This is a genomic window from Asticcacaulis sp. AC466 (genome assembly GCF_000495815.1).
In the GTDB taxonomy this organism is placed as follows: domain Bacteria; phylum Pseudomonadota; class Alphaproteobacteria; order Caulobacterales; family Caulobacteraceae; genus Asticcacaulis.
Map to the genome: position 1 here is coordinate 16,809 of NZ_AWGE01000006.1, position 25,712 is coordinate 42,520.

Consider the following 25,712-nt stretch of genomic DNA (forward strand, 5'->3'; position numbering starts at 1 on the left):
TGGCAAGTCGATTCTATTTTTTGTCTATGGTGCCCACCTTTGTGATTATCTTCATTGGAGATGCAAGCCCGGCATACAGACCAAGGGGTGAAAATTACATTCTTGTTAAAAACCAGACAGATGCGTAATTTGCGGGCTAAATGCCTCTCGCCCGGACTATATTCCCGGGTGCGGGAACGTGCTACGCGCCGATATGACCGGCGGTCATTCGGGCAAAAAATGTGACTATAAAAAGCAATCGGTTGAAACCTTTTGCGTTCTGCGTATTGAACAAATCTGCGTTCTCCCACCTTACCCGTCGCTGAATTTTCAGCTACGGCTAAAGAAATCACTTCCACTGACACACGTAAGGCAGGGCCGGCCCGCAATGACAGCGAATAGCTTATCGGCTGTCGATATCGCGATCACTATCGCTTACGCTATTGGTATTTTTATTCTTGCCCAATATGTCACGCGACGTCGGCCGGAATTGCAAACAAGCACAGAAGGGTACTTTTTCGCCGGCAACCAGCTCCCGTGGTGGGCGATCGGCGCTTCACTGATTGCGGCAAATATATCTGCCGAACAAATCATCGGCATGTCAGGGTCCGGATTTCGTATCGGCCTTGCGGTCGCGTCGTATGAATGGATGTCGGCGGCGACGCTTCTGCTCGTCGGTAAATTCGCCCTGCCTGTCTTTTTCAGTAGCGGCATTCGGACAATGCCCGGATTTTTGGCTCAGCGATTCGGGCCAAGCGTCAGATACCTCATGGCCGTATTCTGGCTGGCCCAATACATCCTGATAAATCTCACAGCCATACTTTGGCTGGGCGGAACCGCTGTCACCACAGTGACCGGTATGGATCCTATGCTCGCTGTCATTCTGCTCGGCTGCTTTTCCCTGGCGTACCAGCTATCCGGCGGCCTCAAGGCCGTCGCGCTGACGGATATCGTGCAGGTGTCGCTGCTCACGCTTGGCGGCCTCATCATTGTCGCGGTGACATTGTCCCGTATCGGCGGACATCCGTCCCCAGCAGGTGTAATAAGGGGCGCTGGCGAATTGATGCGCCAGTTCCCCGAACACTTCAAAATGATCCTGCCGAACTCAAGCCCGTACTACAAAGACCTGCCCGGGATCGCCGTATTGGTCGGCGGCATGTGGATCATGAATATCTCGTATTGGGGATTCAATCAGTACATCATCCAGCGCGCCTTGGCGGCGAAATCGTTGTCTGAGGCGCAAAAGGGTATCGCATTCGCCGGCTACCTTAAACTGCTCATGCCGTTGATCGTGGTCGTACCAGGCATGGCTGCCCTTATTCTGGCTCCGGAGATCAGCCGGTCCGACCAAGCCTACCCAACCATGATGACGCTATTGCCGACCGGATGCCTGGGCCTGGTCTTTGCGGCGCTCGTAGCGGCGATTGTTGCGTCATCGGCATCCAAGATAAACTCCATAGCCACCATCTTCACAATGGATATCGTAAAACCCCTTAATCCGGCCATTCCTGACGGGAAGCTTGTCGTTATAGGTCGCTTCGCTTCGGCTGTTGCGCTTCTGACCGCTATTTTAGTCGCAAAACCGCTGCTTGGCAGCTTCGACCAGGTCTTTCAATTCGGGCAAAGCCTGACGGGCTTTTTTGCCCCCGCGATTGTTGTTATCTTCGTGCTTGGCATGGGGTGGCGACATTGCACAACCGCAGGGGCATTCTCCGCCGTTGCCGTAGGCTTCGCGGCGTCCTGTCTATTTTACCTGGCGTCTCATCTTCACCAGCATCCCTCGCCGGATATGGTTTCGCATTGGGTGGTCAGCCACCTACCGGATATGCCGTTCCTCAACCGCGTGGGATGGGTCTTCTGGATATCGCTGGTAACGTGTGTTGGCGTGTCACTGCTCACGGTTGAGCCCCCGTCCGACACCGCCATCGACCTCGGCAAAATCGATTTTAAGACGTCGAAGGCATTCAACGCTGCTGCCTTGGGGATACTTCTCATATTGACCGCCCTTTATGCGATCTTCTGGTAACCCGCTCCCAAATCGCAAACATATATAATAAATCATATGATTTATGCGAAAATTGACAAATTACAGTAGGGTGTCGCGCGAATCTCTTGTGAATTGGCATTGACCTACATTATATAATGCGATTTTTATGCAGGTCACGGTTGGCCGTGATAACGCTACCAGCCTTGATCTTGCCTCCCATATAATCCCTTAGAAGGTTTCATCGTGGCGAAGAGCCGAGTGCAGCCGGCAGAAACTGTCTCCTCGCTTGAAGCGAACGTGGCCAAGTCGGCGCCGGCGCAGCAAGGGACATTAATGCGCCAAGCGGTGTTCTATGCTCTGCTTTGTGCCGGCACGGGCGCCAGCCTGCCTTTTATTCCGTTGTGGTTGGGATACAAAGGAATGTCGGCGGGGCAAATCGGCTGGATACTCGCTATACCTCTGATTGGCCGGGCCATCACAGGCCCTCTCTCCGGAGTTTGGGCGGACAGATTTAAAAAATACAGAACCCCGATTATGTACTTGGGACTGCTTTCGGTCCTGTCCTATGGTCTGATGGGATTGGGGGCGGGGACAAACCAGACCCGCTTTATGCTCTATATGGCACTATATGGGCTGGGCTATACAGGCATATCCAGTATCACGCCGTTACTGGACGCCATGACCTTGCAACTGTCGCGATCCGAGCGATTTGCCTTTAGCACCGCCAGAGCCGCCGGTTCAGCCTCATTTATATTTGCCAATATTTGTCTCGGCTATCTGTTGCAGACCGCAGGTATAAACGCTGTCCTTGTATGGACGGTGATATCGGCATCAACTGTGGCCGTAGGCGCCAGATTTATCCTTCCGTCTCATTTCCGGCTTGACCCTACACTTACGCCAAGCGACCAATTCGTTCCGCGGGTTCGACTGGCGACACTGGTTCGTAACAGGGACTTCATCCTGGTGATGGCGGCCGTCGGCTGCCTTCAGGCCGCGCACAGCTTTTACTATGCCTTTTCGACCATCATCTGGGAAAAAGCTGGCCACAGCTCAACTGTCTGCGGCCTCCTGTGGGCAGTGGCGGTTTTGGGCGAACTCCTTTTCCTGGGGTTAGGCGGCCCGCTTCGACGACGGCTCGGTCCTTGGCGTCTGTTGATACTTGGCGCCGTCGCGGGCGTTGTGCGCTGGACCTTATTGGCAAACGTGTCGGAGCTCTGGCTCCTCTGGCCATTGCAGCTTCTGCATAGCCTTAGCTTCGTGGCTGTATATTTGGCAGGTCTGGAACTTATATTCCAGATCGTGCCCGCCGGCTACGAAGGTCTCGCACAGTCCATAAATTCGGCCTACGCCAGTGGCGTCATGACCGGTATATGTACTTTGCTTTCCGGCATGTATTTTGATCATCTTGGCGCTGGCGGCTATTACCTGATGGCCGCTTTGGCGGGGATTGGCCTGATAGTTTCAATTTGGCTTTTCTGTCGCCGCAAACAACGCATGCTCGATATATCGCGCACAGGCATTTAGCCATACTGGAAACTCAGAACAATCGCCGTTGTGATGATCACCAATGCCGACATGATGGCCCCGACGCGTGAGTAATCGCCAAACCGATAACCGCCCGGCCGCATGATCAGCAGATTGTTCTGGTGACCGATCGGTGTCAGAAAATCGCAGGATGTCCCGACCAGCACCGCCAGCAGCATGGCGTCGGGTTGAACATGCAGCAAGGTCGCGAGTTGGATCGCCAGAGGTCCCATGATTACCGCCGTGGCCACATTATTAAGCAGTATCGTCAGGCACAGGGTAAGCGCGCACATGGCACCGATAGCCATGGGCAACGGGAAACCCGTCATCACACCGCCGACGCTTTTGGCTATGATATCCGCAGCCCCAGAGGTCTCAAAACTGCCGCCAACCGGGATCATCGCTGCCAGCAGTACCAGTATGCTCCAGTCGATCGAGCTATAGACCTCTTCCTTGGGGATCAGACGCAGGGCGGCGATCAACGCCGCCGCGCCCAGGAAACTGAGGCTCGGCGGCACGTCGGTAAAAATCACCACCAGAATTGCCGCCGCGAATATCGCCACGGTTTGGATGGCCGTGCGTAGATTGACCGGAATCGAATCCCGCCGGTCCAGTTCGATCAGACGCTCATTGGCGGCGAAACGCGCGATATCCGCCGCCGGGCCGCTGATAAACAACTGGTCGCCACTCTGGATCGGCACCATCGATAGCGAGCACCGCAAAGTGGCGGCACGCGGCCCCACAGCGGTAACTTCCAACCCGCCGCCGCTGCGTGACTTTACTGCGTCGTGGGTTTCGCCGATCAGGCTCGAATTGTGCGGCACCATCAGACGGGCCGTTACATGTCCCTGTTCCGCGGTCTCGCGGCCACGCGCGAAATTGATCGATTCACGGATTTGCGCCGGCAATGACCGCGAAATCAGCAGCAACCGGTCGCCGGACTGCACGCGATTGTTTTTGGGCCACTTGACCGCCTTGTTGCGGCGCAGCAGGCTCAGTATGCGTGTCCGGGTCTGGCGCAACTGCCGGGCAGTGTCCTCTCGGATTAGGATTTTGCGCGCATCGAGCGGCAGTTCTAGCACTCGCCAGGGTGAATCCGCCGTCATCTCATTACCCTTGCGGTGCGGTAGCAGGCGCCAGCCCAGCAGGACCAGATAGGTCAGTCCCACCGCACAGACGGCCAGCCCCACCGGCGTCATGGTGAAGAACCCGAACGGCGCGCCGAGCGCCTTTTCGCGAAACGACGACAGGATCATGTTCGGCGGCGTGGCGATCAGGGTCGTCATGCCGCCAATCATGGTGGCAAAACTGAGCGGCATCAGCACCATGCCCGCCGGCTTTTTGCTTTGGCGCGCCAGTTCGGTCGCCAGTGGCATCATGATCACCAGGGCGGCGATATGGTTCATAAAGGCGGACAGAAAGCATGCCCCCAGCAAAAGCATACTCAACCGTGCCGTAAAGCCCGCCTTTTCGGGGATGACCGAGCGCGCGATCCAACTGGCAACGCCGGTCAGTTCCAGGGCCCGCCCTACCACCAGCACGGCTGCCACTGTAATGACGGCCGGATCGCCAAACCCCTTCAGCGCATCGTCGAATTTTACCAGACCTGTAACGAGACAGGCGAATAGGGCTGAAAGCGCGACAAGGTCGTGACGCACCTTGTCGGTGATGAAAAGCGTCAGCGCGCCGATAAGAATGACGCCGCACAGCAGCGGCGGGGACACGTAATCAGTCAGCAATAGAGGCCCCGGGAACAATTGCACCCGAGTTCGGGTAGCGTTTAGGAGTGACCATTAGCCGCCGGACGACACTAAAATTTCAATGATGAGATGTGTTGCTATTTGAAAGGCGGCGGCGCCGCCGTTTTGCGCATATGTGTACAACTTTAGAGTAAAAGTGCCATAACGTCTGTCCCATTTTTAGGACCGAACCGCGTAGAGTGACCCCCAATATACCCCCAAACAGCGGCGGATACGGGCGAACTCCGCCGGAAGGAGTTGAACTCAGCGTCTTATAACTAGCACATTTTTAAGGGTTTTTCCAGCTTTCGCGGACGAAAGCGAACAACCTAATGGTGCCCAGGAAAGGACTCGAACCTTCACGGCCGTTAAGCCACTGGCACCTGAAGCCAGCGCGTCTACCAATTCCGCCACCTGGGCACTTAGTCTTAGGTGGTAGTCTCTGCCGATTGCTCGGCGAGGCGGCGACCTATAGGGGGAAAGTTTTCGCCGGTCAACGCCTTTGATGACGATTTTCACAAATCTTTTTCGGGGGCTGACTTAAAGGCGTTGCTTCGGTAAAAACCTTGCGTTATCGAGAGGTTCGCACGTTGACGTCAGTCAGACGTGGGCCAAGCGTATTCAAGGGATAAGATCATGGCAAAGATGGTCACGGTGTTCGGCGGTTCGGGGTTTTTGGGCAAGCAGGTGGTACGCGCCCTGGCCAAACAAGGCTGGCGAGTGCGCGTGGCGGTCCGCAAGCCAGCGATTGCCTATGACCTGAAGCCGCTGGGCGATGTCGGGCAAATCCAGGTGGTGCGTTGTGACGTGCGTCGCGAAGGTGACATCGCCAGTGCGCTGGAAAACGCCACAGCCTGCGTCAATCTGGTCGGCACCATGTATCAGGGGGGCGGTCAGAATTTCGATCTGGTCCACCGTCAGGCTTCGACCTGGATGGCCGATATCTGCAAGCAGCGCGGCATTGCCGATTTTGTGCTGATGTCGGCGCTGGGCGCCAATCCTGAGGCCGCGTCGGCCTATTCGGCCAGCAAGGGCAAGGCGGAAGTCGCCGTCCGCAAGGCCGTCCCGACGGCGGTTATCCTGCGTCCGTCGATCCTGTTCGGTCCGCAGGACGGATTCTTCACATCGCTGGCGGCGCAGATCAAGATGTTCCCCGTCATGCCAGCGATCGATGGTGGGGAAACCAAGTTCCAACCGGCCTATGTTGGCGATGTCGCGGCGGCGGTGGCGCGCGTACTTGGCAATACGGATGCCTATGGTCAAACATTTGAGTTGGGCGGCCCGGAGGTCTTTACGTTCAAGAGCCTCGTTCAATATGTCGGTACGGAGGTCATGAGCCCCCGTCCGCAGATATGGATGCCGGTCTTTGTGGCTCGCCTGATCGGTTTGGTCGGTGATGCTCAGGCATGGGCACGTGGAATGCTGCCGGTGATTCCGGCGCCGCTTCTGACAACGGATCAGGTTTTGCTGCTGGCGGTCGACAATGTGGTGAGCCAGGGCGCCAAGGGCTTTAAGGATCTGGGCATCGCTCCGACCGCGGTGGAATCGATCGTGCCGACCTATCTCTGGCGCTTCCGTAAGAACGGCCAGTTCGCCGTTGCCGCCCAAGGCTGAGGCCACAACTGCCGGCGAAGGCAGTCGGTTTACGTTACGTCCGTAGTCTGCCCGATACCTTAGCTGTTACCTCGGGGTGACACCTGCGTTGTCTGGCGAAGGGCTGGCTGGACGCCAAGACCGCGCACAGCAGTCCGGTATCTGGATGCTTTCTGATGTGGCCAGGAATATAAGCGATACCTTTCTCCACCGACGGTAGATATTATTTCTTAACCACACCTGCGTAATTTTCACATAATCGCGTTTTTTGATTATGGGTGCTGTCATGAAATTTTCCATTGGTCACAAGCTTGCGGCCGCATCTTTGGTGTTCGTTTTGGCAATGGGGGCATTTGTTGCGGGGGCTTGGGCGTCGCTATCCCATCTGCGCCACCTCCAAAATCGTGGCATTGTACTGATGCAAACCTCGTCGGCGGCGCAAGCCCTGTCGGGTCAGGGGGCGGCCCTGTACCAGATCATAGCTGATGCGGAAATCAACCATGAACTGGACCAGACGCAGACGGACTGGGCCAAGGAAAAGAGCCAGACGGAGGCCTTGTTCGCTGATTTGCGCAATCAGTTGAAAGAGGCCGATGAGACCGTCCTGCTGGAACAGGCGATGGCGGGCTACCGCAGCTATATCAACATGTTCGAATCCGAGATGATGCCTGTACTGAAAGCCAGCGACGTACTGACGCCTCAGTCTCGCGCCTTGGATGGCCAGATCGATGACGCGTGTGTCAAGATGGTCGAGCCGCTGATGGCATTGTCAAAGCTGACAGTCGGCAAGGCCAATGAGGCCGATGCCGCGTTCGATAAATTGTCAGGTCAGGTTTTGATGATAGGGAGCCTCATCGGTGTTCTGGCGCTTTTGCTCGGTAGTGCCGTTAATTTCGTGACGGTCCGCCATATCTCCCTTCCTCTCAAACGTCTGGCCGGTCTGCTCCACAAACTGGTCAGCGGCGAGGCCGTCTCTCAGGTGCCTTACGAAAATCGCCGGGATGAGGTAGGAGACATCGCGCACGCTGTGTCGGCGTTCAAAGATAACATTGCCGCGGTGGCGCGGCTGGAGGCAGAGCAGTCTGCTGCGCGCGCCAGGATGGAAAGCGACAATGCCCGTGCTGTGCAGGTGCTGAAAAGCGCGGAAGCGTTCGAGCGTCAGATCAAGTCCGTGGCGGCGCGTGTCGGTCAAACCTCGACGGACTTGAATACAGCAGCCCTCAGTCTGGATCAGGCCGCACGCGATGCCGATCAGCGCTCGACCTCGATGGCCAGCGCGACGTCTCAATCCTCTTCCAACCTGCAAACGGTTGCGTCAGCCACCGAAGAGCTGTCAGCTTCGATTAATGAAATTAGCCGTCAGGTCGAAGAGACGACGATGATGACTCAGGCGGCAACGGCCGAGGCCCGCCGGACGGGCCAGACGGTCGACAACCTGACCCAAGCGGCGTCGAAAATTGGCGACGTCGTGGCGCTTATTCAGGACATCGCCTCTCAGACAAACCTGCTGGCGCTGAATGCCACCATCGAAGCCGCCCGGGCGGGCGAAGCCGGTGCGGGTTTCGCTGTGGTGGCGGGAGAAGTGAAGAACCTATCGGCCCAAACCTCGCGCGCCATAAGCGAAATTCGTGACCACATATCAAGCATGCAGGTTGTGACCGAAGAAACGGTCGGCTGCATCAAATCGATCAGCCAGACGATTGAACGCATCGACGCGGTAGCGACTTCAATCGCTGCGGGCGTGACTCAGCAATCCGCGGCGACGGCCGATATCGCCAACAATGTTGCCCAGGTGGCCAATGGCGCGGATACGATCAATGCCGATCTGAGCCAGGTGTCGCGGGCGTCACAGGTCACGACTGAAACATCGGCCGAGGTGCTTAAGGGCGCCGGCAGCCTATCGGAGCATGTCAAGGCCATGTCGGAAGAGGTCGATGCCTTCCTGGGCCTGATCCGCGTTCAAAAGGCAGCTTAAAAGGCCATAAAAAAGCCCGCCGGTTAGGGCGGGCTTTCTGTCTTAGTCGCGCCAGTCTTAGTAGCGATAGTGATCCGGCTTGAACGGGCCTTCGACCGGCACGCCGATGTAGTCGGCCTGTTCCTTGTTCAGCACGGTCAGCTTGGCGCCCAGCTTGGCCAGGTGCAGCAGGGCGACCTTCTCGTCCAGATGCTTGGGCAGGGTGTATACCGACTTGTTATACTTGGCAGCGTTGGTCCATAGTTCGATCTGGGCCAGGGTCTGGTTGGTGAACGAGGCCGACATGACGAAGGACGGGTGGCCGGTGGCGTTGCCCAGATTGACCAGACGGCCTTCGGACAGGACGATGATCTTCTTGCCGTCCGGGAATTCGACGTGGTGGACCTGCGGCTTGATCTCGTCCCATTTGTAGTTGCGCAGCGACGCGACCTGAATTTCCGAATCGAAGTGGCCGATATTGCAGACGATGGCATTGTGCTTCATCTCGCGCATGTGTTCGAGGCGCAGGACGTCCTTGTTGCCGGTACAGGTGACGAAGATGTCGCCGACGGCGGCTACTTCCTCGACGGTACGGACTTCATAGCCTTCCATGGCGGCCTGCAAGGCGCAGATCGGGTCGATTTCGGTAACGATGACGCGGGCGCCGCCGTTACGCAGCGAAGCCGCCGAGCCTTTGCCGACATCACCATAGCCCAGGACCACGGCGACCTTGCCGGCCAGCATGACGTCGGTGGCGCGGCGGATGGCGTCGACCAGGGATTCGCGGCAGCCATAGAGGTTGTCGAACTTGGACTTGGTGACGCTGTCATTGACGTTGATGGCGGGGAAGGGCAGGTCGCCCTTTTGCGCCATGGCGTACAGGCGGTGAACGCCGGTGGTGGTTTCTTCCGACACACCCTTGATGGCGTCGCGGATGGCGGAATAGAAGCCCGGCTTTTCTTTCAGGTAGCGCTTCATGACCTTATAAAGCGCTTCTTCTTCTTCGTTCTGCGGATTGTCGAGCAAGGTTGCGTCCTGTTCGGCCTTCGGGCCGAGGACGCAGAGCAGGGTAGCATCGCCACCGTCATCGAGGATCAGGTTCGGGTATCCACCGTCATGCCATTCGAAGATCTTGTGCGCGTAGTCCCAGTATTCTTCCAGGGTTTCGCCCTTGATGGCGAAAACCGGCGTGCCGGTGGCGGCGATGGCGGCGGCGGCGTGATCCTGGGTCGAGAAGATGTTGCAAGATGCCCAGCGGACTTCGGCGCCGAGGGCTTGTAGAGTTTCGATCAGGACAGCCGTCTGGATCGTCATGTGCAGCGAACCGGCGATACGCGCGCCCTTCAGGGTCTGGGTTGGGCCGAATTCCTCGCGCGTGGCCATCAGGCCGGGCATTTCGCCTTCGGCGATGTCGATTTCCTTGCGGCCCCAGGCAGCGAGAGACAGGTCTTTTACAATATAATCAGCCATGGTCGATTTTCCGTTTCAAGAGATATGAAACGGCTTATAGCCGCCCGCGCGGAAGTTGGCAATAAAGATATAAAGATGTCTTTATATGATTAGTAATAGTCTTGAAGAGTCAAGGTTCGCGTTTCGCCGCTGGCGACGGTCAGGCGTACGGTTTGCCGGCTCGGATCGCGTTTCCAGTCGTCAATGGCAGCCATTTGCGCAATCGGCGTGCCGTCTATGGCCGTGATCAGGTCGCCTTTGCGCCAACCGCCCGCTTCGGCAGGACTCTGCGGCGCGACAAAAATGACGTTCAGGCCGTCGCCCTGCGGCAGATAGGCCAGGCCGGAGCGTTCGCGATCGAAGGGCCGCGCCAAATGGTCAGGCGTGGTCGATATCCATAGACGACCGGCATCGATATCCCAAAAGGACCTTAGCCGCAGGAAAAAGTCGAGGCCCAGATTGACGTCATAGGTGAGCCGGTTGTCGGAGATTTCGACCGGTATATCGTGGAAGGTCAGCCCGCCGAATGTGGCGCGACCGACGCTCGACATCGTGACCTGATGCAGGCCGGTGACATCTCCGCCCAGCCACTGCGATATTTTGCGGCCTGTCAGAAGGCCGTTGCGCTGGGCCCAATCGGCTTTCAGGATCAAAGGCGTATTACTGCCGGTATCGACGCTGGCGCGGACTGGAACGCCGTCGATTTCCATATCAATGGCCAGGGTGCCATTTGCGCTGCGGTTGAGCGCCAAGGCTGTCATATTGCCCAATGGCGGTTGTCGCGTTTGAAAGGTGGCGCGTAAGGCGGGCCCATCCAAATCCAGCCTGTGTCCATCCAGGATGTCGCGACCGACAATCATATCGCTGGTCAATCCGGCCTGTTTCAACGGCATGATCATCAGCGGCGCGGTATAGGCGGTATCGCCCGCCGCGATCAGAACCGGCGCGCTTTGTGCCGTGCGGATCGATTTGTAGATGGCGTTGCCCTTGCGTTCGCGATCAATGGTCAGGCCCAGGCTGGCGGCCACGCTGCTATCCATCAGCGAAGCGCTGGCGCCGCAATCGAGTATGCCCGTAAGCGGCCGGCCCTTCACGATCACAGGCATGATCAGCCCCTCATTGCTGAGGCGCAGACCAAAACCCGCAGACGCCGCATTGGCGCTAGAGGCCAGGCCCAAGGCGGCAATACCGGTTAACAGGTGGCGGCGGTTCATTTCCATGGAGTCTGGATAGCAGACGATAAGGGCAAAAAGGGGGTGCCTAAGTGGCGCCGATGGATTAGATCATGGCGTGAACCTAAGGAATTGATGATGAACGCTCCCGCCTTTTCCCTGCGCCACGACTGGACACGTGACGAAATTGCCACCCTGTTCGACCTGCCGTTTATGGAACTGGTTTTCCAGGCAGCGAGCGTTCACCGTCAACAGTTCGACCCGTCCGAAGTGCAATTGTCTCAGCTTCTGTCGGTCAAGACAGGGGGATGCGCCGAAAATTGCGGATACTGTTCGCAGTCGGCACACTTCGATACCGGCCTGAAGGCGTCCCGGCTGATGGCGGTCGATGCTGTAATGGCGGAGGCGGAAAAGGCAAAGGCCGGCGGCGCGCAACGGTTTTGCATGGGTGCCGCCTGGCGCGATCTGAAAGACCGAGATGTGCCGGCGCTCGCCGCCATGATCGGCGGCGTCAAGGCGATGGGTTTGGAAACCTGCGCCACACTCGGCATGATTACGCCCGACCAGGCCAGGGCGCTGAAAGCGGCAGGCCTCGACTACTACAATCACAACCTCGATACATCGCGTGAATATTATGAAAGCGTGGTGACGACCCGGACCTACGCCGAACGGCTCGATACGCTTCAGGCCGTGAGCGATGCCGGCATGAAGACCTGTTGCGGCGGCATAATGGGCATGGGGGAAGCGCGTGCGGACCGGGTTTCCTTCCTGCATCAACTGGCCACCTTGCCGCATCATCCAGATTCGATCCCGATCAACAATCTGGTCGCCATATCGGGCACGCCGCTAGGCGATAAGGTCGGCTCAGAAGGCGGGATTTCAGGTCTGGAATTCGTGCGCACCATCGCCGTAGCACGGATCGTCTGCCCGAAATCAATGGTGCGACTGTCGGCGGGCCGCGCCGAGATGAGCGAAGAGTTGCAGGCCTTGTGTTTCCTGTCCGGCGCCAATTCGATCTTTATCGGCGACACCCTGCTAACGACGCCCAATCCGCAGCCCGGCACGGATGCTCACCTGTTGCGCGAACTGGGCCTGCGCCCGATGCAATCGTAGCCCACTTCAAAATTACCGGCATGATCTGGCGAAGACGGGTTCTGTATGCTATTTGCGCGGAATGAAAAAAGAAAAGAAGAAGGACGCCCACCGGGGCGCCAAGGTCCAATCCGCCGCTGAAATCGTCCGCCAGCTGAAAGAGATTTACGCTAAGGCCGTCGCCAATCTTCAGGCCGACCTGCATGCCTATCTCGAACGCAAGGAAAAGCCGTCGCGTCATCTGCGCAAGGAGGGGCGTTACTGCTACCCGAAGCTGACCGTTGTGTGGAAAGGCGTATATGACGATGAAGAAGAGGGCGTTGTCCTCGATCATCGCCACCCGCAGGTTAATCGCGCCTTCGCGCGGTTTTCCCGGCCGGGAAGCTATTCCAGTTCGATAACGCGTCTTGATATCTTCGGCGACTATATCGAAGAACAACTGAACTTCCTGATCCGCGATTACGGCGCCGACTGTTCGGTGTCGATATCCGACCAGGAAATCCCATACCCCTACGTCCTCGATGGCGCCGGGCTCGATCTCAATAGTGTCTCGGCCATGGACCTGTCGCGGCATTTCCCCGCCACGGAACTGGCCCTTATCGGCAACGAAGTGGCCGATGGAATGGACTTCATCGATAGTCACGGCCATCGCCCCCTGGCCCTGTTCGATGGCCTGCGCACCGATTTCTCGCTGGCGCGCCTGCGCCACTATACGGGTACGCCGGCGGATCACACTCAGGGCTATATCCTGATGACGAATTATAATCGCTACGTCGATGTGTTCGTCGCCTACGCCCTGGAGCAGCTGCAAAAGCCGGACAGCCCCTATACGGCCCTGTCGTGCTGCGGCAATTTCGTCGTCACCAAGGACACGGTCAATCCGCTGGAGCTGATTGTCAATTCGCCGTGGCGCGCCAAGCACCAGATGCCGGCCTATCACCTGATGGCGCCGGATGGCCGCGGCATCACCCTCGTCAATATCGGTGTCGGTCCGTCCAACGCCAAGAACATCACCGACCATTTGGCCGTCATGCGTCCGCATGCCTGGCTGATGATCGGACACTGCGGCGGTTTGCGCGCGTCGCAAAGCATCGGTGACTATGTTCTGGCGCACGCCTATCTGCGGGACGATCACGTCATGGATGACGTTTTGCCGATCGAAATCCCTATTCCCCCGATCGCCGAAGTCCAGCAGGCCTTCCATCAGGCATCTGTACGCATCACCGGCCAGGACGGCGACGACCTGAAAAAGCGGTTGCGCACTGGCACGCTGGTCACGACCGATGATCGTAACTGGGAACTGAAATATAGCCTGTCGGCCCGTCGGTTTTCGCAGTCGCGCGCCATTGCCATTGATATGGAGTCGGCTACCCTGGCGGCGCAGGGCTATCGCTTCCGTGTCCCCTACGGCACGTTGTTGTGCATTTCGGACAAGCCGTTGCATGGTGAACTGAAGCTGCCGGGCCAGGCCAACCATTTCTACGAACGCGCCATAGCCGAGCATATCCAGATCGGGATCGAGACGGTCAGTATCCTGCGCGACTTTGGGGCACGCCTGCATTCGCGCAAGCTGCGCTCCTTCGATGAGCCGCCGTTCCGGTAAGCGTTATATAAAAACAAAAGGAGCGGGTTGCTGTGACGCAATCCGCTCCAGTCAGATCAATGGACCTCCATCCATAGGGTTCATCCGCAGCGGGCGGGCGTCGCCGCGATCGCGGGCGGTGCAGGCTTGTCGCTGGTGGCTAAATCCTGATATCATTTTGAGCCCTTTGGCTTTCACTATCGAATCAAGTTGCTGTGAATGTTGCCGTTTTCGGCGATCGACCTGTCCTGTAGCGCCGTGAAGGCCTTGTCGTACGAGCCGCCCGGCTCGCGCCTCGACGGCTGGCTGGCCCATACTCTTGCGGCAGGCTTCCTTTCCGATGGCGGACCGTTGGGCCGCTACAGCTATCTGATGGCGGATCCGGTGGCACACGCCGAACTGACCTATGACGATCCGCGCGAAACGACCGCGTTTTTGGCCGAAGTCACGGCTGCGATCACGCCGGATAACGAAATGCCGAAAATCGGTGACACCCCCACTCCACCGTTCACTGGGGGACTGGTGGGCATGGCCACGTTCGAACTGGGGTTGCGGCTGGAAGCGATGAAGCGCCGGCCCTTCCGTATCGCGGGCCGTAAGGCGTGGCCCGAACTGACCGTGCTGTGTTATCCAGCGGTGCTGGTTTTCGATCATCACCGCCAGACGCTTGCGGCCATAGGTCGTGGGGCCACATCCGCCGAAGCAGTAGCGGCGTGCGACCGGCTTATCGACCTTTATGAAGGCACACCTGCTTCGGCGGTGGTGTCCGGCGGTTTTCTCGACGAACCCTTGTGTCTTGAAACGCCCGATGGCGTACATGAGGACAAGGTGGCGGCCTTGATTCAGCAAATTCATGCTGGAGACCTCTTCCAGGCAAATCTGGCACGGGGGTGGACTGGCCGCTTGCGCCGAGGGGTAAGGCCTGGTGCGGTGATGGCTGCATTGCATGCGGCGGGACCGGCGCCGTTCGGTGGCTTTCTGGGATTGGACGAACGGTTCGTGGTTTCTAATAGTCCGGAACGCTTCATTCGCCTGGATGCCGACGGTCGTTTGGAAACCCGGCCGATCAAAGGGACGCGTCCGCGCGGCCGCACGGCGGGGGAGGATAAGGATCTGGCCGTCGAACTGAGCGCCAGTGAAAAAGATCGCGCGGAAAATCTGATGATTGTTGACCTGATGCGGCATGATCTATCGCGCGTCGCAGACGTGGGAAGCGTTATTGTGCCGGCATTACATGTACTCGAAAGCTACCCGAATGTGCATCATCTGGTGTCGACCGTGACGGGGCGGCTGCAAACCGATAAGACGGCGGCGGACGTGATCAGCGCGACCTTCCCGCCGGGATCGATCAGCGGAGCGCCAAAGGTCCAGGCGATGAAGGTCATTCACGAGATGGAAGCGGCGCGGGGGCCTTATTGCGGCTCGCTGTTCTTTATCGACGCGGGCGGCGCGATGGATTCAAATGTCCTTATCCGCACCCTGGCGATGGAACGCGACCAGGCAGGTAGATGGAATATTCGTGCCTGCGCCGGCGGCGGCATTGTCGCCGACAGCGTGCCGCGCGCAGAGCGTATCGAGACCGAGACCAAGTTGTCCTTGATTAAAGGTGTGCTTGAAGGCTAGAGCCTCATGCCGAAAAGTGGACCCCACTTTTCGGAAAAACGTGAGGCGTTGCAAAAAATGTGAGCCATGAGGCGGCTCAATTGGGCCGACGAATGCTCTAGGCGCGGGTTTATGGCGTTGGGCACGATGGACACTGCACCGCCGTGCCGCTACGCGGGTGGTGGTAGAAAACGTCCTTGAACTGCGTGCCGGTGGGGACAAAAAAACCGCCCAGTGGTGATGTATAGTCGTACTGGATTTCCGTCATGACAAGGCTTTCTCCCGCCGCGATCTGCGTGGTCGTGATGGCCGTAATTTGCGCACCTTTTTTGTTATGCGGGTAAGCCGACTCTTGGGAAGAAACGCTCCAATTTACAATCGCATGGTTGGTCGCATCCATAGTGACGGATGTCAGACGCATCTTCAGGCTGGTACCTGACGCCGCGTCCGGTAACATGCTTTTACCGATTTGCCACAAATCGCTGATATTATCCGTGGTCAGGGTTTCAGACTGCGCTGCCAGATCGCCAATGGTAGCCGCCAGGTGGGATGCGCGACGCGACGCCATCATGCCCAGCGTCAGTTCGGCGAGGCCAAGATAGGCGGCAACCAGAATTGGTGCCACAAGCGCGAATTCAATCGCTGACACGCCGCCATTATCACGGGCGAACTTGCGGCCAAAGGCTTTCAGCGTGGTGATGTGGTTGAGACGACGTAAAGATATCATCAGAAGGGCTCATTTCTAAATACGGAGCTGGATCGGATGACGACGTCGTTATTGCTGAGTGTGGTAAGGCCCGCCGACAGGAACGGTGTGAACATTGGCCACTCGTAATAGGCATTGACCATCTGGATTTCGGAACCGGCGCCGATCGTGTACGAGAAACTCGACGCCGGAATGAACTGGCCGTTTTGAATCGCTGTTGGCGCCTTTACATCATTAAAGGTTTTGAACGTAGAGACATCGACGCGCAGGCTGTCGGTACAACTGGTGGACAGCCATCCCATATTGCTGCAGATCTTCGCCTTGAAAGCCGTCGCGTTCGGGGTGTTGGACATGGTAGTCAGGCCAGTACGTATGTCGCGTGCCGCTATGTCAGTCGCGTTGTCAAGCGTGACGGACAGCAAAATAATCACGGCCAGCTCAATGCAGCCACATATCATTACGATCAATGGGCCGGCCACCAGCGCGAATTCCAGGGCCGCCGCACCGCGCGTGTCCTTAACCGCCCGCTTCATATTTTTGAATTTGGCAAGCATTGTCGCCCCGCGCCTTCTGTTCAGCTAGGCCGGATACTACGATGTCTGCGTCAATAGTCCGTTAAGGGGCGCAATTCCTTCGGGAAGACCCTATGGAACGATATCAGTGGCTGACCGATTGCATGGCGACGGGGGCAGTGGTAACCGTCGGCGTGGTTACCGGCACCGAAGGAGCAGAAGCGCTCGTGTTTTCCGAAGTTGCGTCTTCCGATATGCAAACAGTGGAGCACACGGTCAGGGAAGACTTCAGACCTCTGTAGACGTTAATAGCGCCTTTTTGGGAGGTGGTGACGAAAATTTCGCCGTCGAACAGTGTGCGGCCATCGCGTCCAGTGACGGTAATGGCGCTGTTTCCGAAGCCCTTGCCGACAATATATATAGTCCGCGAGTCTATCACCTGGACATCGGCAATGTCCGGGTTGGCGACAATCACCGCCCCCGCCGAACCGTTGAGTGCGACGCGCATCGTGTGGTTTTTGGCGACCGTAAGGCGTTGGCCGGCTTCAGCTGAGCCGGCAAGGGTAACTACGCAAGCCATAGAGGCCGCCAGGATACAGAGTCGTGTTCCAATCATGTGTTTCGTCATCCTAGGCTCGTATCCGGTCTTGCAGTCAGGTGCTTCGCTACGATCATAATGCATCCGCGCACCATAATTAGCGCCCATGAGGTGAGGGGCTCGTTATGAAAGAAGGTAAGCAAGAAATCTTTAAATTTACTAAACGCAATATTAACGCGTAAAATATCTTGTAAATACAATATTGATATTGATTAATTAAAGTTAAGGTTAATGATAATTAATGGTAATTACATTTTAGCCATAGAATAATTTGAAATTTTTTTGAGTGTTTACTTGGCTTTAAGCATGGGTGTGTAAATTGATCTCGTGTTCGGGAGCAATTGAGCCGGTTATCGGTGGCCCGATACGACAAACGGTTCAACTGCTTATTATCAAACTTAACCTGGAGAAAACCACATGACCAAGTTCCTCAACCAATTCGCTCAAGACGAATCCGGCGCCACGGCTATCGAATACGGCCTGATCGCCGCTCTGATCGCCGTTGCCCTGATCACGGTTCTGGGCACTGTCAGCACCCAACTGAGCGGCACCTTCTCGAAGGTCGCTGACAAGCTGAAGACGGCTAATGCCGCTGCTTAATAGCAGACAGGTTTAATGTCTGATATTTTGAAGACTTAAAACCACGCGGGCCGCAGATGATCAGCTTATCTGCGGCCTGTTTTTCTTGAATGGCCAAGTCGTTGCTGGCCAGGTTGGAATTGGCGAAGATATGGTGATGGGATTCCTGAAAGACGAAAGGGGGGGGACTGCGATCGAATACGGTCTGCTCGCCGCATTTATGTTTCTGGGCTGCATTACCGCGTTCTACGCCTTTGGTGACAGCGCCACGGCCATGTTCAATCGGATTGGCGCAGCGATTACGGAAGTAACAAATCGCCCCTGACGCCGGATGTACTGACGAACCGCACTCAGCACATGAATATATTGTAGATGCAGCAAGCCTTGGGATTTCCCTGGGCTTTTTTGTTTTGTTAACCGGAGTTCCAAATAGGACATCCTTAACCGCTGCTCTGTTAGAACCCTTAGCCTGTTTATCATATTAAGGTTTGCTGTCCGTGCCGATCACGACCCTGCTCGCCGTCATCTATCCGATCTGTCTGGTTTGGGCGGCCTATTCCGACATCACGACCATGACCATACCCAACCGCTTGACGCTTGGGCTGGCGATCGCCTTTGTTCCGGTCGCCCTGTTGAATCAGATCTTCGGCCAGCCGCTCAGTCTGCAGGATTGGGGGTTTCATTTTGTCATTGGCTTGGCCGGCTTGGTATTGGGAATGGCTCTGTTCGCCTTTCGTGTCATGGGCGGTGGCGATGCCAAACTGATCGCTGCGGCAGCACTTTGGATCGGGCCGGGTCTTCAGACCTGGTATAGCGCCGTCGCGGCCCTGTTGATCTATACGGCTCTCTTCGGTGGGGCGCTTTCGATTGTTATTCTCCTAGCGCGTAAGTTCTTTTGGGGTCTGAAACCAAGCCTGCCGGAATGGGCGGGGCGTCACCTTGAGGCTAACGGGGATATTCCTTATGGCATCGGCATCTGCGCGGGCGGTCTATTCGCTGTCGGTGAAAGTCAGTTTCTCCACGCGCTCAAGTTTTGGTCGTGATTCGGCCTGCCCGGCTGGCCCGAAAAGCTTTGGCGTGAAAACGCGGCTTGTGCAGAAACCATCTAAATCCCGGCAAAAATTACGAATTTACCCCTTGGCAAGCATTCTTTAGGCGAACGTTAACTAACCTTAAGCGAAGCTTCCCTAAGGCAAGACATCAAACTGATTTGGTCCATATAGACATTCGCAGGTGCGGAGACCAGATATTTCAGGGGAATTGGGTAGATGAAGACGTCACGATACGTCGTATTCGGTATAGCCGCCGTCGCTGCGCTTATTCTGGCATTCCTTGTCCGCGGCATGATTGGCGGAAAGGTTACGCACGAAGCCGCCGCGACGGTCCAGGCGCCTGCGGTACCGACCGCACGCGTTTTGGTGGCGACTCGCGACATTCCGGCGGGGACGCGTTTGGTCGATGGTGATATGGCGTGGCAGGATTGGCCGGTTAATACCCTAAACCCTGCCTATATCGTTGACGGAGGACGTCCGGACGCAGGGGCTTCGTCCGCAACACCTGCCTCTGGCGCTGAGGATGCCGCAGCGAAAGGACCGGTCGCGGTCAAGAAGCCGGGCAACGGCGTGCTTCAGGCCGTGGCGGACAAGGTTGCGCCGTCACCGAGCAAGGAAGCTTATGTCGGTGGTGTTGTGCGTGAGGCCTTGCTGGCCAATGAACCTATTATTCCTGCCAAGATCGTGCGTGCCGACGAAGGCGGTTTCATGGCGGTCATGCTCAATCCGGGTATGCGTGCCCTGGCAGTCCCGGTCAGCGTCGATAACACAGCGGGCGGCTTTATCCTGCCCGGCGACCGGGTCGACATATTGGCGACCCACCAAACGCCGCGTCAGAATGGCGGCAGCGGCACAATCGATAGCGTCCAACCCGTCTTGCGCAATATCCGCGTTCTGGCGATCGATCAGCAGGTTTCCGCCGAAGAGGGTAAGCAAAGCGTCATAGGCGCCACCGCCACGTTGGAAGTAACGCCCTCCGATGGCCAGATTCTGACCCTGGCCAAGGCATCGGGCACGTTGTCGCTGATGTTGCGATCCTATGCCGATGCCGCTGGCCCCTCCGGCGCCGTTATGCAGGAACCCGTTGGCGCCAGTGATCAGTCTGTTCGCGTAATTCGCCCCGGGTCGACTTCAGAGGTGTTGGTGTCACGATGATCTCTAAAATCCGTAAAACAGCTGTTTTAAGCGCGGGCGCGGTTTTGAGTGTTGCCGCAGTGTTCGGCGCCGGAGCAGCCTTGGCGGAACCGAAAGCCTACGCAAATGCGTCGGTAGGCCATTCGGGTGCCGTATCCGGTATTCAGGTGCAAACCGGGGCGCCGGTGAAGGTTCAGGTGCTTAACCTGCCCAAGGGGCGCTCGGCGGTCATTGACCTTCCCGTCGACGCATCCGATGTCTTCGTCTCCAATCCGGCCGTAGCAGATGCCGTTTTGCGTACGTCGCGCCGAATCTTTGTGCTGGGCGTTGCGACAGGCAGTTCGGACGCCATCTTCTTCGACGGGATGGGCCGTCAAATCCTGAATTTGGCCATACGCGTCGATACGCCGACTGACGGCCTCAGCGATACCATCAGCCGGCTGTTCCCCGATGCGCACGTCGAGGTTCAGACGATGAACGGCTATGTCGTATTGTCCGGCATTGCCCAGAACGACGCTCAGGCGGCGCAAATTTCGCGCCTGGCGGAAAGTTATGCTGAAAAGCCGGAAAACGTACTCAACATGATGAGTATTGCGGGCAAGGATCAGGTTACGCTGAAGGTTAGAATTGTTGAGGTCAATCGGTCCGTTATCAAGCAACTTGGCCTGTCGACCGACATCACCTACAGCTACGGCACACAGTCCTACAGTTTCGGCAATTCGTCAGGCTACAGCACCAATGGTGCGTTCCAGGGCGGCAAGGGCGCCTGCTATAATCAGGCGGGTACAGCCACCTTTAACGGGACCAATACGAATGTAGTCGGAACTCCCGGCGCGGGTAATTCCAGCACGACGACCAACACGGGTACGGCCTCTTATGGCATGTCAAACAAATCCTGCCTTCAGGCCTTTGAACGCGTAGGGTTAGCCCGTACTCTGGCGGAGCCCAACCTGACTGCTGTCTCCGGTGAATCGGCGAAGTTTTTGGCCGGTGGTGAATTCCCCGTGCCGGGTGGGACCGATTCGCAGGGCCGTGTTTCCATTGAATTCAAACCGTTCGGTGTCGGCCTCGGCTTTACGCCGGTCGTCTTGTCCGGCGGTCGAATTTCTTTGAAAATTTCCACCGAAATATCTGAACTGACCAATGTTGGGTCCTTGGTGGTGGGCAGCACATTGACCATTCCGGGTCTGACGGTCCGCCGTGCCGAAACCAGCGTGGAAATGCAATCGGGTTCATCCCTGATGATCGCTGGCCTGCTTCAATCCAAGTTCAAGCAGTCGATCGATAGTTTGCCCGGCCTGACCTCCGTACCGGTGCTTGGCGCGCTGTTCCGTTCGCGCGATTTCCTAGACGACCAGACGGAAATGGTTGTTCTGGTCACGCCGTATATCGTCGATCCGACGCATCCCGCAAACATGCAGACGCCAGCGGACAATCTGCGCCCGGCGAACGATCTGAACACGGTCTTCATGGGTAACCTCAACGAAATCATCAAGAAAAAGGGCGGCGAAATCGCGGGCGACGCTGGCGGAGAGACCGCTGGTTATCAGGCGCCCGTCGGCTACGTGATTGAATAGGAGCTGTCATGACTGCATTTCTTTTCAAACCCACCCTAAAGGTTGCCGCGTTATTGGCTGCTTCGGGCTTTGGCTTGGTCGCCTGCACGACGACGACGGGCAGCCATGCCAATCTGAACACGCCTAAGCCTATAACGCCGATTGATCAGTATCCACTTCAGGCGCAAACCCTTCGCAAGACGATCAACCTGCGTATCAATCCCAATGGCCTGTCGCAGAATCAGCGGACCGCGCTGGATCAGATAGCCGATAAGGCCAACTGGATAGATGGCGAACCGGTAAATGTTGAAATCGTCACCAGCGGCGAACCGGGCGCGATCTCAGCCGGTCGCGGTGTCGTTTCCTATCTGCGCGGCCGGGATGTGGCAGAACCGAATTTGACGATCCTGAGCGCCCGTGAACAACCGACCGATATCATTACCGTCAATATGGTATTTTACCGGGCCCGGACTTACGCCTGTAATCAGTCATGGGAAAACCTCAGTCAGACCTTCAATAATGGGCCCTATGACAATTTTGGCTGTGCGGTGAATGCTAATCTGGCGGCCCAGATTGCAGACCCGCGTGACCTGGATAGTCCGCGCACGGCTACGCCCACCGATGCAACTCGGAAAACGACGATTATCGGCAAGTATCAGAAGGGTGACGTGACATCGGCGCAGGCCGATTCCGCCGCCGAAGCCAAGATTTCGCAAGCCATTAACTAACACACCCGAATCGACCCCCGGCCAGCAACATTTGGCAGAGCAAGGCAGACCATGGTAAACCCCGCCAAACATACCGATCCGTTCGACAGCCTCGACGACCTTGATGACGAGTTCATCGACTACAAGGCGCGTTTGGATGCTGAGGATGACTATGGCAGCCAGGCGGCCGCTCAACGCGTTGACGAGCCGGTGAGTGATCCCTTTGCCGACGATGATTTTGACACGGCTGAAGCCTTCGAGCCGGAAATGGCGACGCAACGCCAAGCGTTTGCCACGCCGGCGGCAGCGTCCTCACCACTGGGCTTGCATAGCATCGCAGAAGATGAAGATATTGGTGCGGTCTCAATTCCTCGCATTACGATTCATTTTTTCCCCGAAAGCGAAGTCTCGCTTGCCGCATGTGATACGGCCTCCCTCGATCGTCGAATGGCCCGTGCGCAGTGTATCGTCCGCCGGGGTGGCATTTCGGAAGCTATCGACACTTACCGCCATGAACCGACGCCGTCCTTGATTTTTGTCGAAAGCGCGGCGCGGGGGCGCGACCTTCTGGATCAGCTTGGGCAATTGGCCGAAGTGTGCGACGCTAACACCAAGGTGGTGGTCATCGGCGCCCATAACGACATTTCTCTTTATCGGGAATTGATCCGTCAGGGCGTCAGCGAATATATGGTGTTGCCGGTTCAGCCGCTGCAACTGATCAAGACGACGGCCGGGCTGTTTGACGATCCGGAAACGCCGTTTGTCGGTCGCACCATAGCCTTTGTTGGCGCGCGCGGCGGTGCCGGCTCGTCATCCATCGCCCACAATTTCGCCTATAATCTGTCAGAACAGATGCAGTCGAACACGGTTATTGTCGACTATGACCTGCCGTTCGGCACGGCGGGTTTGGATTTCAATCAAGACCCACTGCACGGCATGGCCGATGCGCTCAATGAACCGGAACGTCTGGACAACGTGCTGCTGGACCGCATGCTGACCAAGTGCACGGAGCGTTTGTCGCTGTTTTCTGCGCCGGCAACGCTTGATCAGGACTATACGGCGGATCAGGAAACCTACGAAGAAGTCACCCGCAAGATCCGCGCAGCCGCGCCATATATCGTCATGGATTTGCCGCACATCTGGACGCCGTGGCTGAAATCGAACCTGATTTCCGCCGATGAGGTTATCATCGTTGCCACGCCGGATCTGGCCTCATTGCGCAATGCCAAAAACATCATCGACCTGCTCAAGCAGTACCGGCCGAACGACACGCCGCCGCGTCTGGTGCTTAACCAGATGGACATGCCGGGGCGCCCGGAAATTCCGGTGAAAGACTTTACCGCCGCGCTTGGCGTCGAGCCCGCGGTACTCATTCCCTTCGATGCCAAGCTGTTTGGTCAGGCCTCGAATAATGGCCAGATGATCGCCGAATGCGGTCCGGCCTCCAAAGTGGCTGACAGCCTCATGCAACTGACTTCGAAAGTCACCGGCCGAAATCCGGAACTCAAGACGAAAAAGTCGGTATCCTTCCTCGCCAACCTCTTCAAGAAGTAAGGCACACGCAACGTGTTTGGAAAACGTCCGACAGATGACAAAAAGGCATCGATGGCGGCGCGGCCAGCGTCGGCACCGGCGTCGCCTTCGGAGGTAAAGCCGCAGGCGCTTAGCCAGGGCGTGAGTAATGCTGCGCCGCCACCCGCCTCCGCCAATTCGGACATCGCCACCCGTCCCCAGAAACTCGACGCCAAGACGCCGTCGCAAAACACAGCGCCCAAGGTGGCACTGCCTGAATTGAGCCAGGAAAAACGTGTTGGCGGTTCATCCGGTGACAAGGCAGCCAACGGCGCGGCAAACACGAAGCTGGCTATGGGCCTCGAGCAGATGCACCAGGCGCAGGCCGTGACAGAGATCGTGCGCGAGCAGTCCGATTACTATCACGCCACCAAAACCGCGATCTTCAATGCGCTTCTGAACACGATCGACCTGTCGCAACTGGCATCGCTCGATCACAAGGCGGCGTCGGAAGAAATTCGTGACATCGTCGCCGAACTGGTGGCGATCAAAAACGTTTCGATGTCGGTGGCGGAACAGGACAACCTTGTCCAGGATATCATAAACGACGTCCTGGGCTACGGGCCGCTCGAGCCTTTGCTGGCGCGCGACGACATCGCCGATATCATGGTCAATGGCGCGACCCGTGTCTTCATCGAAGTCGGCGGCAAGGTTCAACTGACGAATGTGCGTTTCCGCGACAATCAACAACTGATGAACATCTGCCAGCGTATCGTCAGCCAGGTAGGTCGACGCGTCGATGAAAGTTCGCCGATTTGCGACGCCCGCTTGCCGGACGGCTCGCGTGTCAACGTCATCGCGCCGCCGCTGGCGCTCGACGGTCCAACGCTCACCATTCGTAAGTTCAAAAAAGACAAACTGACAATGCGCAACCTGGTGGAGTTCGGCTCCATCAGCCCGGAAGGGGCGCGCGTCCTCGGTGTCATCGGTGCCTCGCGCTGCAACGTTCTGATCTCCGGCGGTACCGGTTCCGGAAAGACAACCTTGCTGAATACCATGACGGCCTTCATCGATCCGACCGAACGGGTCGTGACCTGCGAGGACGCCGCCGAACTGCAACTGCAACAGCCGCACGTGGTGCGTCTGGAAACCCGGCCGCCCAACCTGGAGGGGCAGGGGACTATCACCATGCGCGACCTCGTCAAGAACTGTCTGCGTATGCGTCCCGAACGCATCATCGTCGGCGAAGTCCGTGGCCCGGAGGCTTTCGACCTCCTCCAGGCCATGAATACCGGCCACGACGGTTCGATGGGGACGCTGCACGCCAACTCCCCGCGTGAAGCCGTTTCACGTCTCGAGTCGATGATTACAATGGGTGGTTACGGCCTGCCGTCGCGGACGATCCGTGAAATGATCGTTGGGTCGATCGACCTGATCATCCAGGCCGCCCGTCTGCGCGACGGTTCGCGCCGCATTACCCACGTGACCGAAGTCCTAGGCCTGGAAGGTGATGTTATCGTCACCCAGGACCTGTTCCTCTATGAAATCGAGGGTGAAGACAAGCAGGGCAAGATTATCGGTCGCCATCGTTCAACCGGCATTGGCCGCCCGCGGTTCTGGGACCGCGCCAAATATTATGGCCTCGAGCGCGAGCTGGCCGAAGCCCTAGACGCGTCCGAGTAA

General features: G+C 57.4%; 21 protein-coding genes and 1 tRNA gene. 15 read left to right on the top strand and 7 right to left on the bottom strand.

Translation table 11 applies throughout. The features are described from left to right. The first annotated feature begins 367 nt into the window (after positions 1–367). Together AEAC466_RS28935 and AEAC466_RS28940 are read left to right on the top strand one after the other, a co-directional pair. A complete protein-coding gene (locus AEAC466_RS28935) occupies positions 368–2,005 on the top strand; it encodes a sodium:solute symporter family transporter (protein ID WP_023457273.1) in 1,638 nt (545 codons plus the stop codon). Positions 2,006–2,224: 219 nt separating this feature from the next. Continuing rightward, a complete protein-coding gene (locus AEAC466_RS28940) occupies positions 2,225–3,490 on the top strand; it encodes an MFS transporter (RefSeq protein WP_155913533.1) in 1,266 nt (421 codons plus the stop codon). Here the strand turns inward: AEAC466_RS28940 and AEAC466_RS28945 are convergent. Then, positions 3,487–5,229, bottom strand: a complete 1,743-nt coding sequence (locus AEAC466_RS28945; protein ID WP_023457275.1) for an SLC13 family permease — start codon at positions 5,227–5,229, stop codon at positions 3,487–3,489. The genes AEAC466_RS28940 and AEAC466_RS28945 overlap by 4 nt on opposite strands. A 333-nt stretch (positions 5,230–5,562) precedes the next feature. Next, positions 5,563–5,649 (bottom strand) — tRNA-Leu (locus AEAC466_RS28950). 216 nt (positions 5,650–5,865) lie between these two features. Between AEAC466_RS28950 and AEAC466_RS28955 the strand changes: the two genes are divergently transcribed. Together AEAC466_RS28955 and AEAC466_RS0122220 are read left to right on the top strand one after the other, a co-directional pair. After that, positions 5,866–6,843, top strand: coding sequence for a complex I NDUFA9 subunit family protein (locus tag AEAC466_RS28955; RefSeq protein ID WP_023457276.1), 978 nt, complete (start codon positions 5,866–5,868; stop codon positions 6,841–6,843). A gap of 265 nt (positions 6,844–7,108) precedes the next feature. Beyond that, entirely contained in the window at positions 7,109–8,797 is a 1,689-nt protein-coding gene (locus AEAC466_RS0122220; RefSeq protein WP_023457277.1) for a methyl-accepting chemotaxis protein, read from the top strand. A gap of 57 nt (positions 8,798–8,854) precedes the next feature. Here AEAC466_RS0122220 and ahcY read toward each other — a convergent pair whose 3' ends face one another. After that, entirely contained in the window at positions 8,855–10,246 is a 1,392-nt protein-coding gene (gene ahcY, locus AEAC466_RS28960; protein WP_023457278.1) for an adenosylhomocysteinase, read from the bottom strand. An 89-nt stretch (positions 10,247–10,335) separates the two neighbouring features. Then, positions 10,336–11,439, bottom strand: coding sequence for an aspartyl protease family protein (locus tag AEAC466_RS28965; protein WP_162148934.1), 1,104 nt, complete (start codon positions 11,437–11,439; stop codon positions 10,336–10,338). A 96-nt stretch (positions 11,440–11,535) separates the two neighbouring features. Here AEAC466_RS28965 and bioB point away from each other — a divergent pair, with 96 nt between their 5' ends. The 3 genes from bioB (at position 11,536) to AEAC466_RS28980 (ending at position 15,694) form a co-directional block, all read left to right on the top strand. After that, positions 11,536–12,510 (top strand): biotin synthase BioB, encoded by a 975-nt coding sequence (gene bioB / locus AEAC466_RS28970; RefSeq protein WP_023457280.1) that lies wholly within the window; start codon positions 11,536–11,538, stop codon positions 12,508–12,510. Positions 12,511–12,571: 61 nt separating this feature from the next. Continuing rightward, positions 12,572–14,092, top strand: coding sequence for an AMP nucleosidase (locus AEAC466_RS28975; RefSeq protein ID WP_023457281.1), 1,521 nt, complete (start codon positions 12,572–12,574; stop codon positions 14,090–14,092). 198 nt (positions 14,093–14,290) lie between these two features. Then, positions 14,291–15,694 carry an anthranilate synthase component I family protein gene (locus AEAC466_RS28980; protein WP_023457282.1) on the top strand — a complete coding sequence of 468 codons (1,404 nt, stop codon included), beginning with the start codon at positions 14,291–14,293 and terminating at the stop codon, positions 15,692–15,694. A 109-nt stretch (positions 15,695–15,803) separates the two neighbouring features. On the opposite strand, the gene AEAC466_RS28985 is transcribed toward AEAC466_RS28980, so the two are convergent. The 3 genes from AEAC466_RS28985 to AEAC466_RS0122225 form a co-directional block, all read right to left on the bottom strand. Then, a complete protein-coding gene (locus tag AEAC466_RS28985) occupies positions 15,804–16,400 on the bottom strand; it encodes a TadE/TadG family type IV pilus assembly protein (protein WP_023457283.1) in 597 nt (198 codons plus the stop codon). Continuing rightward, positions 16,400–16,933, bottom strand: a complete 534-nt coding sequence (locus AEAC466_RS28990; protein WP_023457284.1) for a TadE/TadG family type IV pilus assembly protein — start codon at positions 16,931–16,933, stop codon at positions 16,400–16,402. Before AEAC466_RS28990 ends, AEAC466_RS28985 begins: the two co-directional genes overlap by 1 nt. A 103-nt stretch (positions 16,934–17,036) precedes the next feature. Continuing rightward, entirely contained in the window at positions 17,037–17,471 is a 435-nt protein-coding gene (locus AEAC466_RS0122225; protein WP_235074188.1) for a pilus assembly protein N-terminal domain-containing protein, read from the bottom strand. Between the two features lie 435 nt (positions 17,472–17,906). On the opposite strand from AEAC466_RS0122225, the gene AEAC466_RS28995 reads away from it, so the two are divergent. The 8 genes from AEAC466_RS28995 to AEAC466_RS29030 all read left to right on the top strand — a co-directional run bounded on the left by AEAC466_RS28995 (position 17,907) and on the right by AEAC466_RS29030 (position 25,712). Beyond that, a complete protein-coding gene (locus AEAC466_RS28995) occupies positions 17,907–18,089 on the top strand; it encodes a Flp family type IVb pilin (RefSeq protein ID WP_023457286.1) in 183 nt (60 codons plus the stop codon). A 136-nt stretch (positions 18,090–18,225) separates the two neighbouring features. Then, positions 18,226–18,393: a Flp family type IVb pilin gene (locus AEAC466_RS29000; protein WP_235074189.1), complete on the top strand. Its 168-nt coding sequence runs from the start codon at positions 18,226–18,228 to the stop codon at positions 18,391–18,393. A 172-nt stretch (positions 18,394–18,565) separates the two neighbouring features. Then, positions 18,566–19,111: an A24 family peptidase gene (locus AEAC466_RS29005; RefSeq protein WP_235074191.1), complete on the top strand. Its 546-nt coding sequence runs from the start codon at positions 18,566–18,568 to the stop codon at positions 19,109–19,111. A gap of 225 nt (positions 19,112–19,336) precedes the next feature. Then, on the top strand, positions 19,337–20,275 hold the full coding sequence (cpaB, locus tag AEAC466_RS29010) for a Flp pilus assembly protein CpaB (protein WP_023457289.1): 939 nt from the start codon (positions 19,337–19,339) through the stop codon (positions 20,273–20,275). Positions 20,276–20,319: 44 nt separating this feature from the next. Beyond that, complete coding sequence (locus tag AEAC466_RS29015) at positions 20,320–21,831, top strand: type II and III secretion system protein family protein (protein WP_235074193.1); 1,512 nt, start codon at positions 20,320–20,322, stop codon at positions 21,829–21,831. A gap of 8 nt (positions 21,832–21,839) precedes the next feature. Then, entirely contained in the window at positions 21,840–22,538 is a 699-nt protein-coding gene (locus tag AEAC466_RS29020) for a CpaD family pilus assembly protein (RefSeq protein ID WP_023457291.1), read from the top strand. 51 nt (positions 22,539–22,589) lie between these two features. Continuing rightward, positions 22,590–24,071, top strand: a complete 1,482-nt coding sequence (locus AEAC466_RS29025) for an AAA family ATPase (protein ID WP_023457292.1) — start codon at positions 22,590–22,592, stop codon at positions 24,069–24,071. Between the two features lie 51 nt (positions 24,072–24,122). Continuing rightward, a complete protein-coding gene (locus AEAC466_RS29030) occupies positions 24,123–25,712 on the top strand; it encodes a CpaF family protein (protein WP_052025079.1) in 1,590 nt (529 codons plus the stop codon).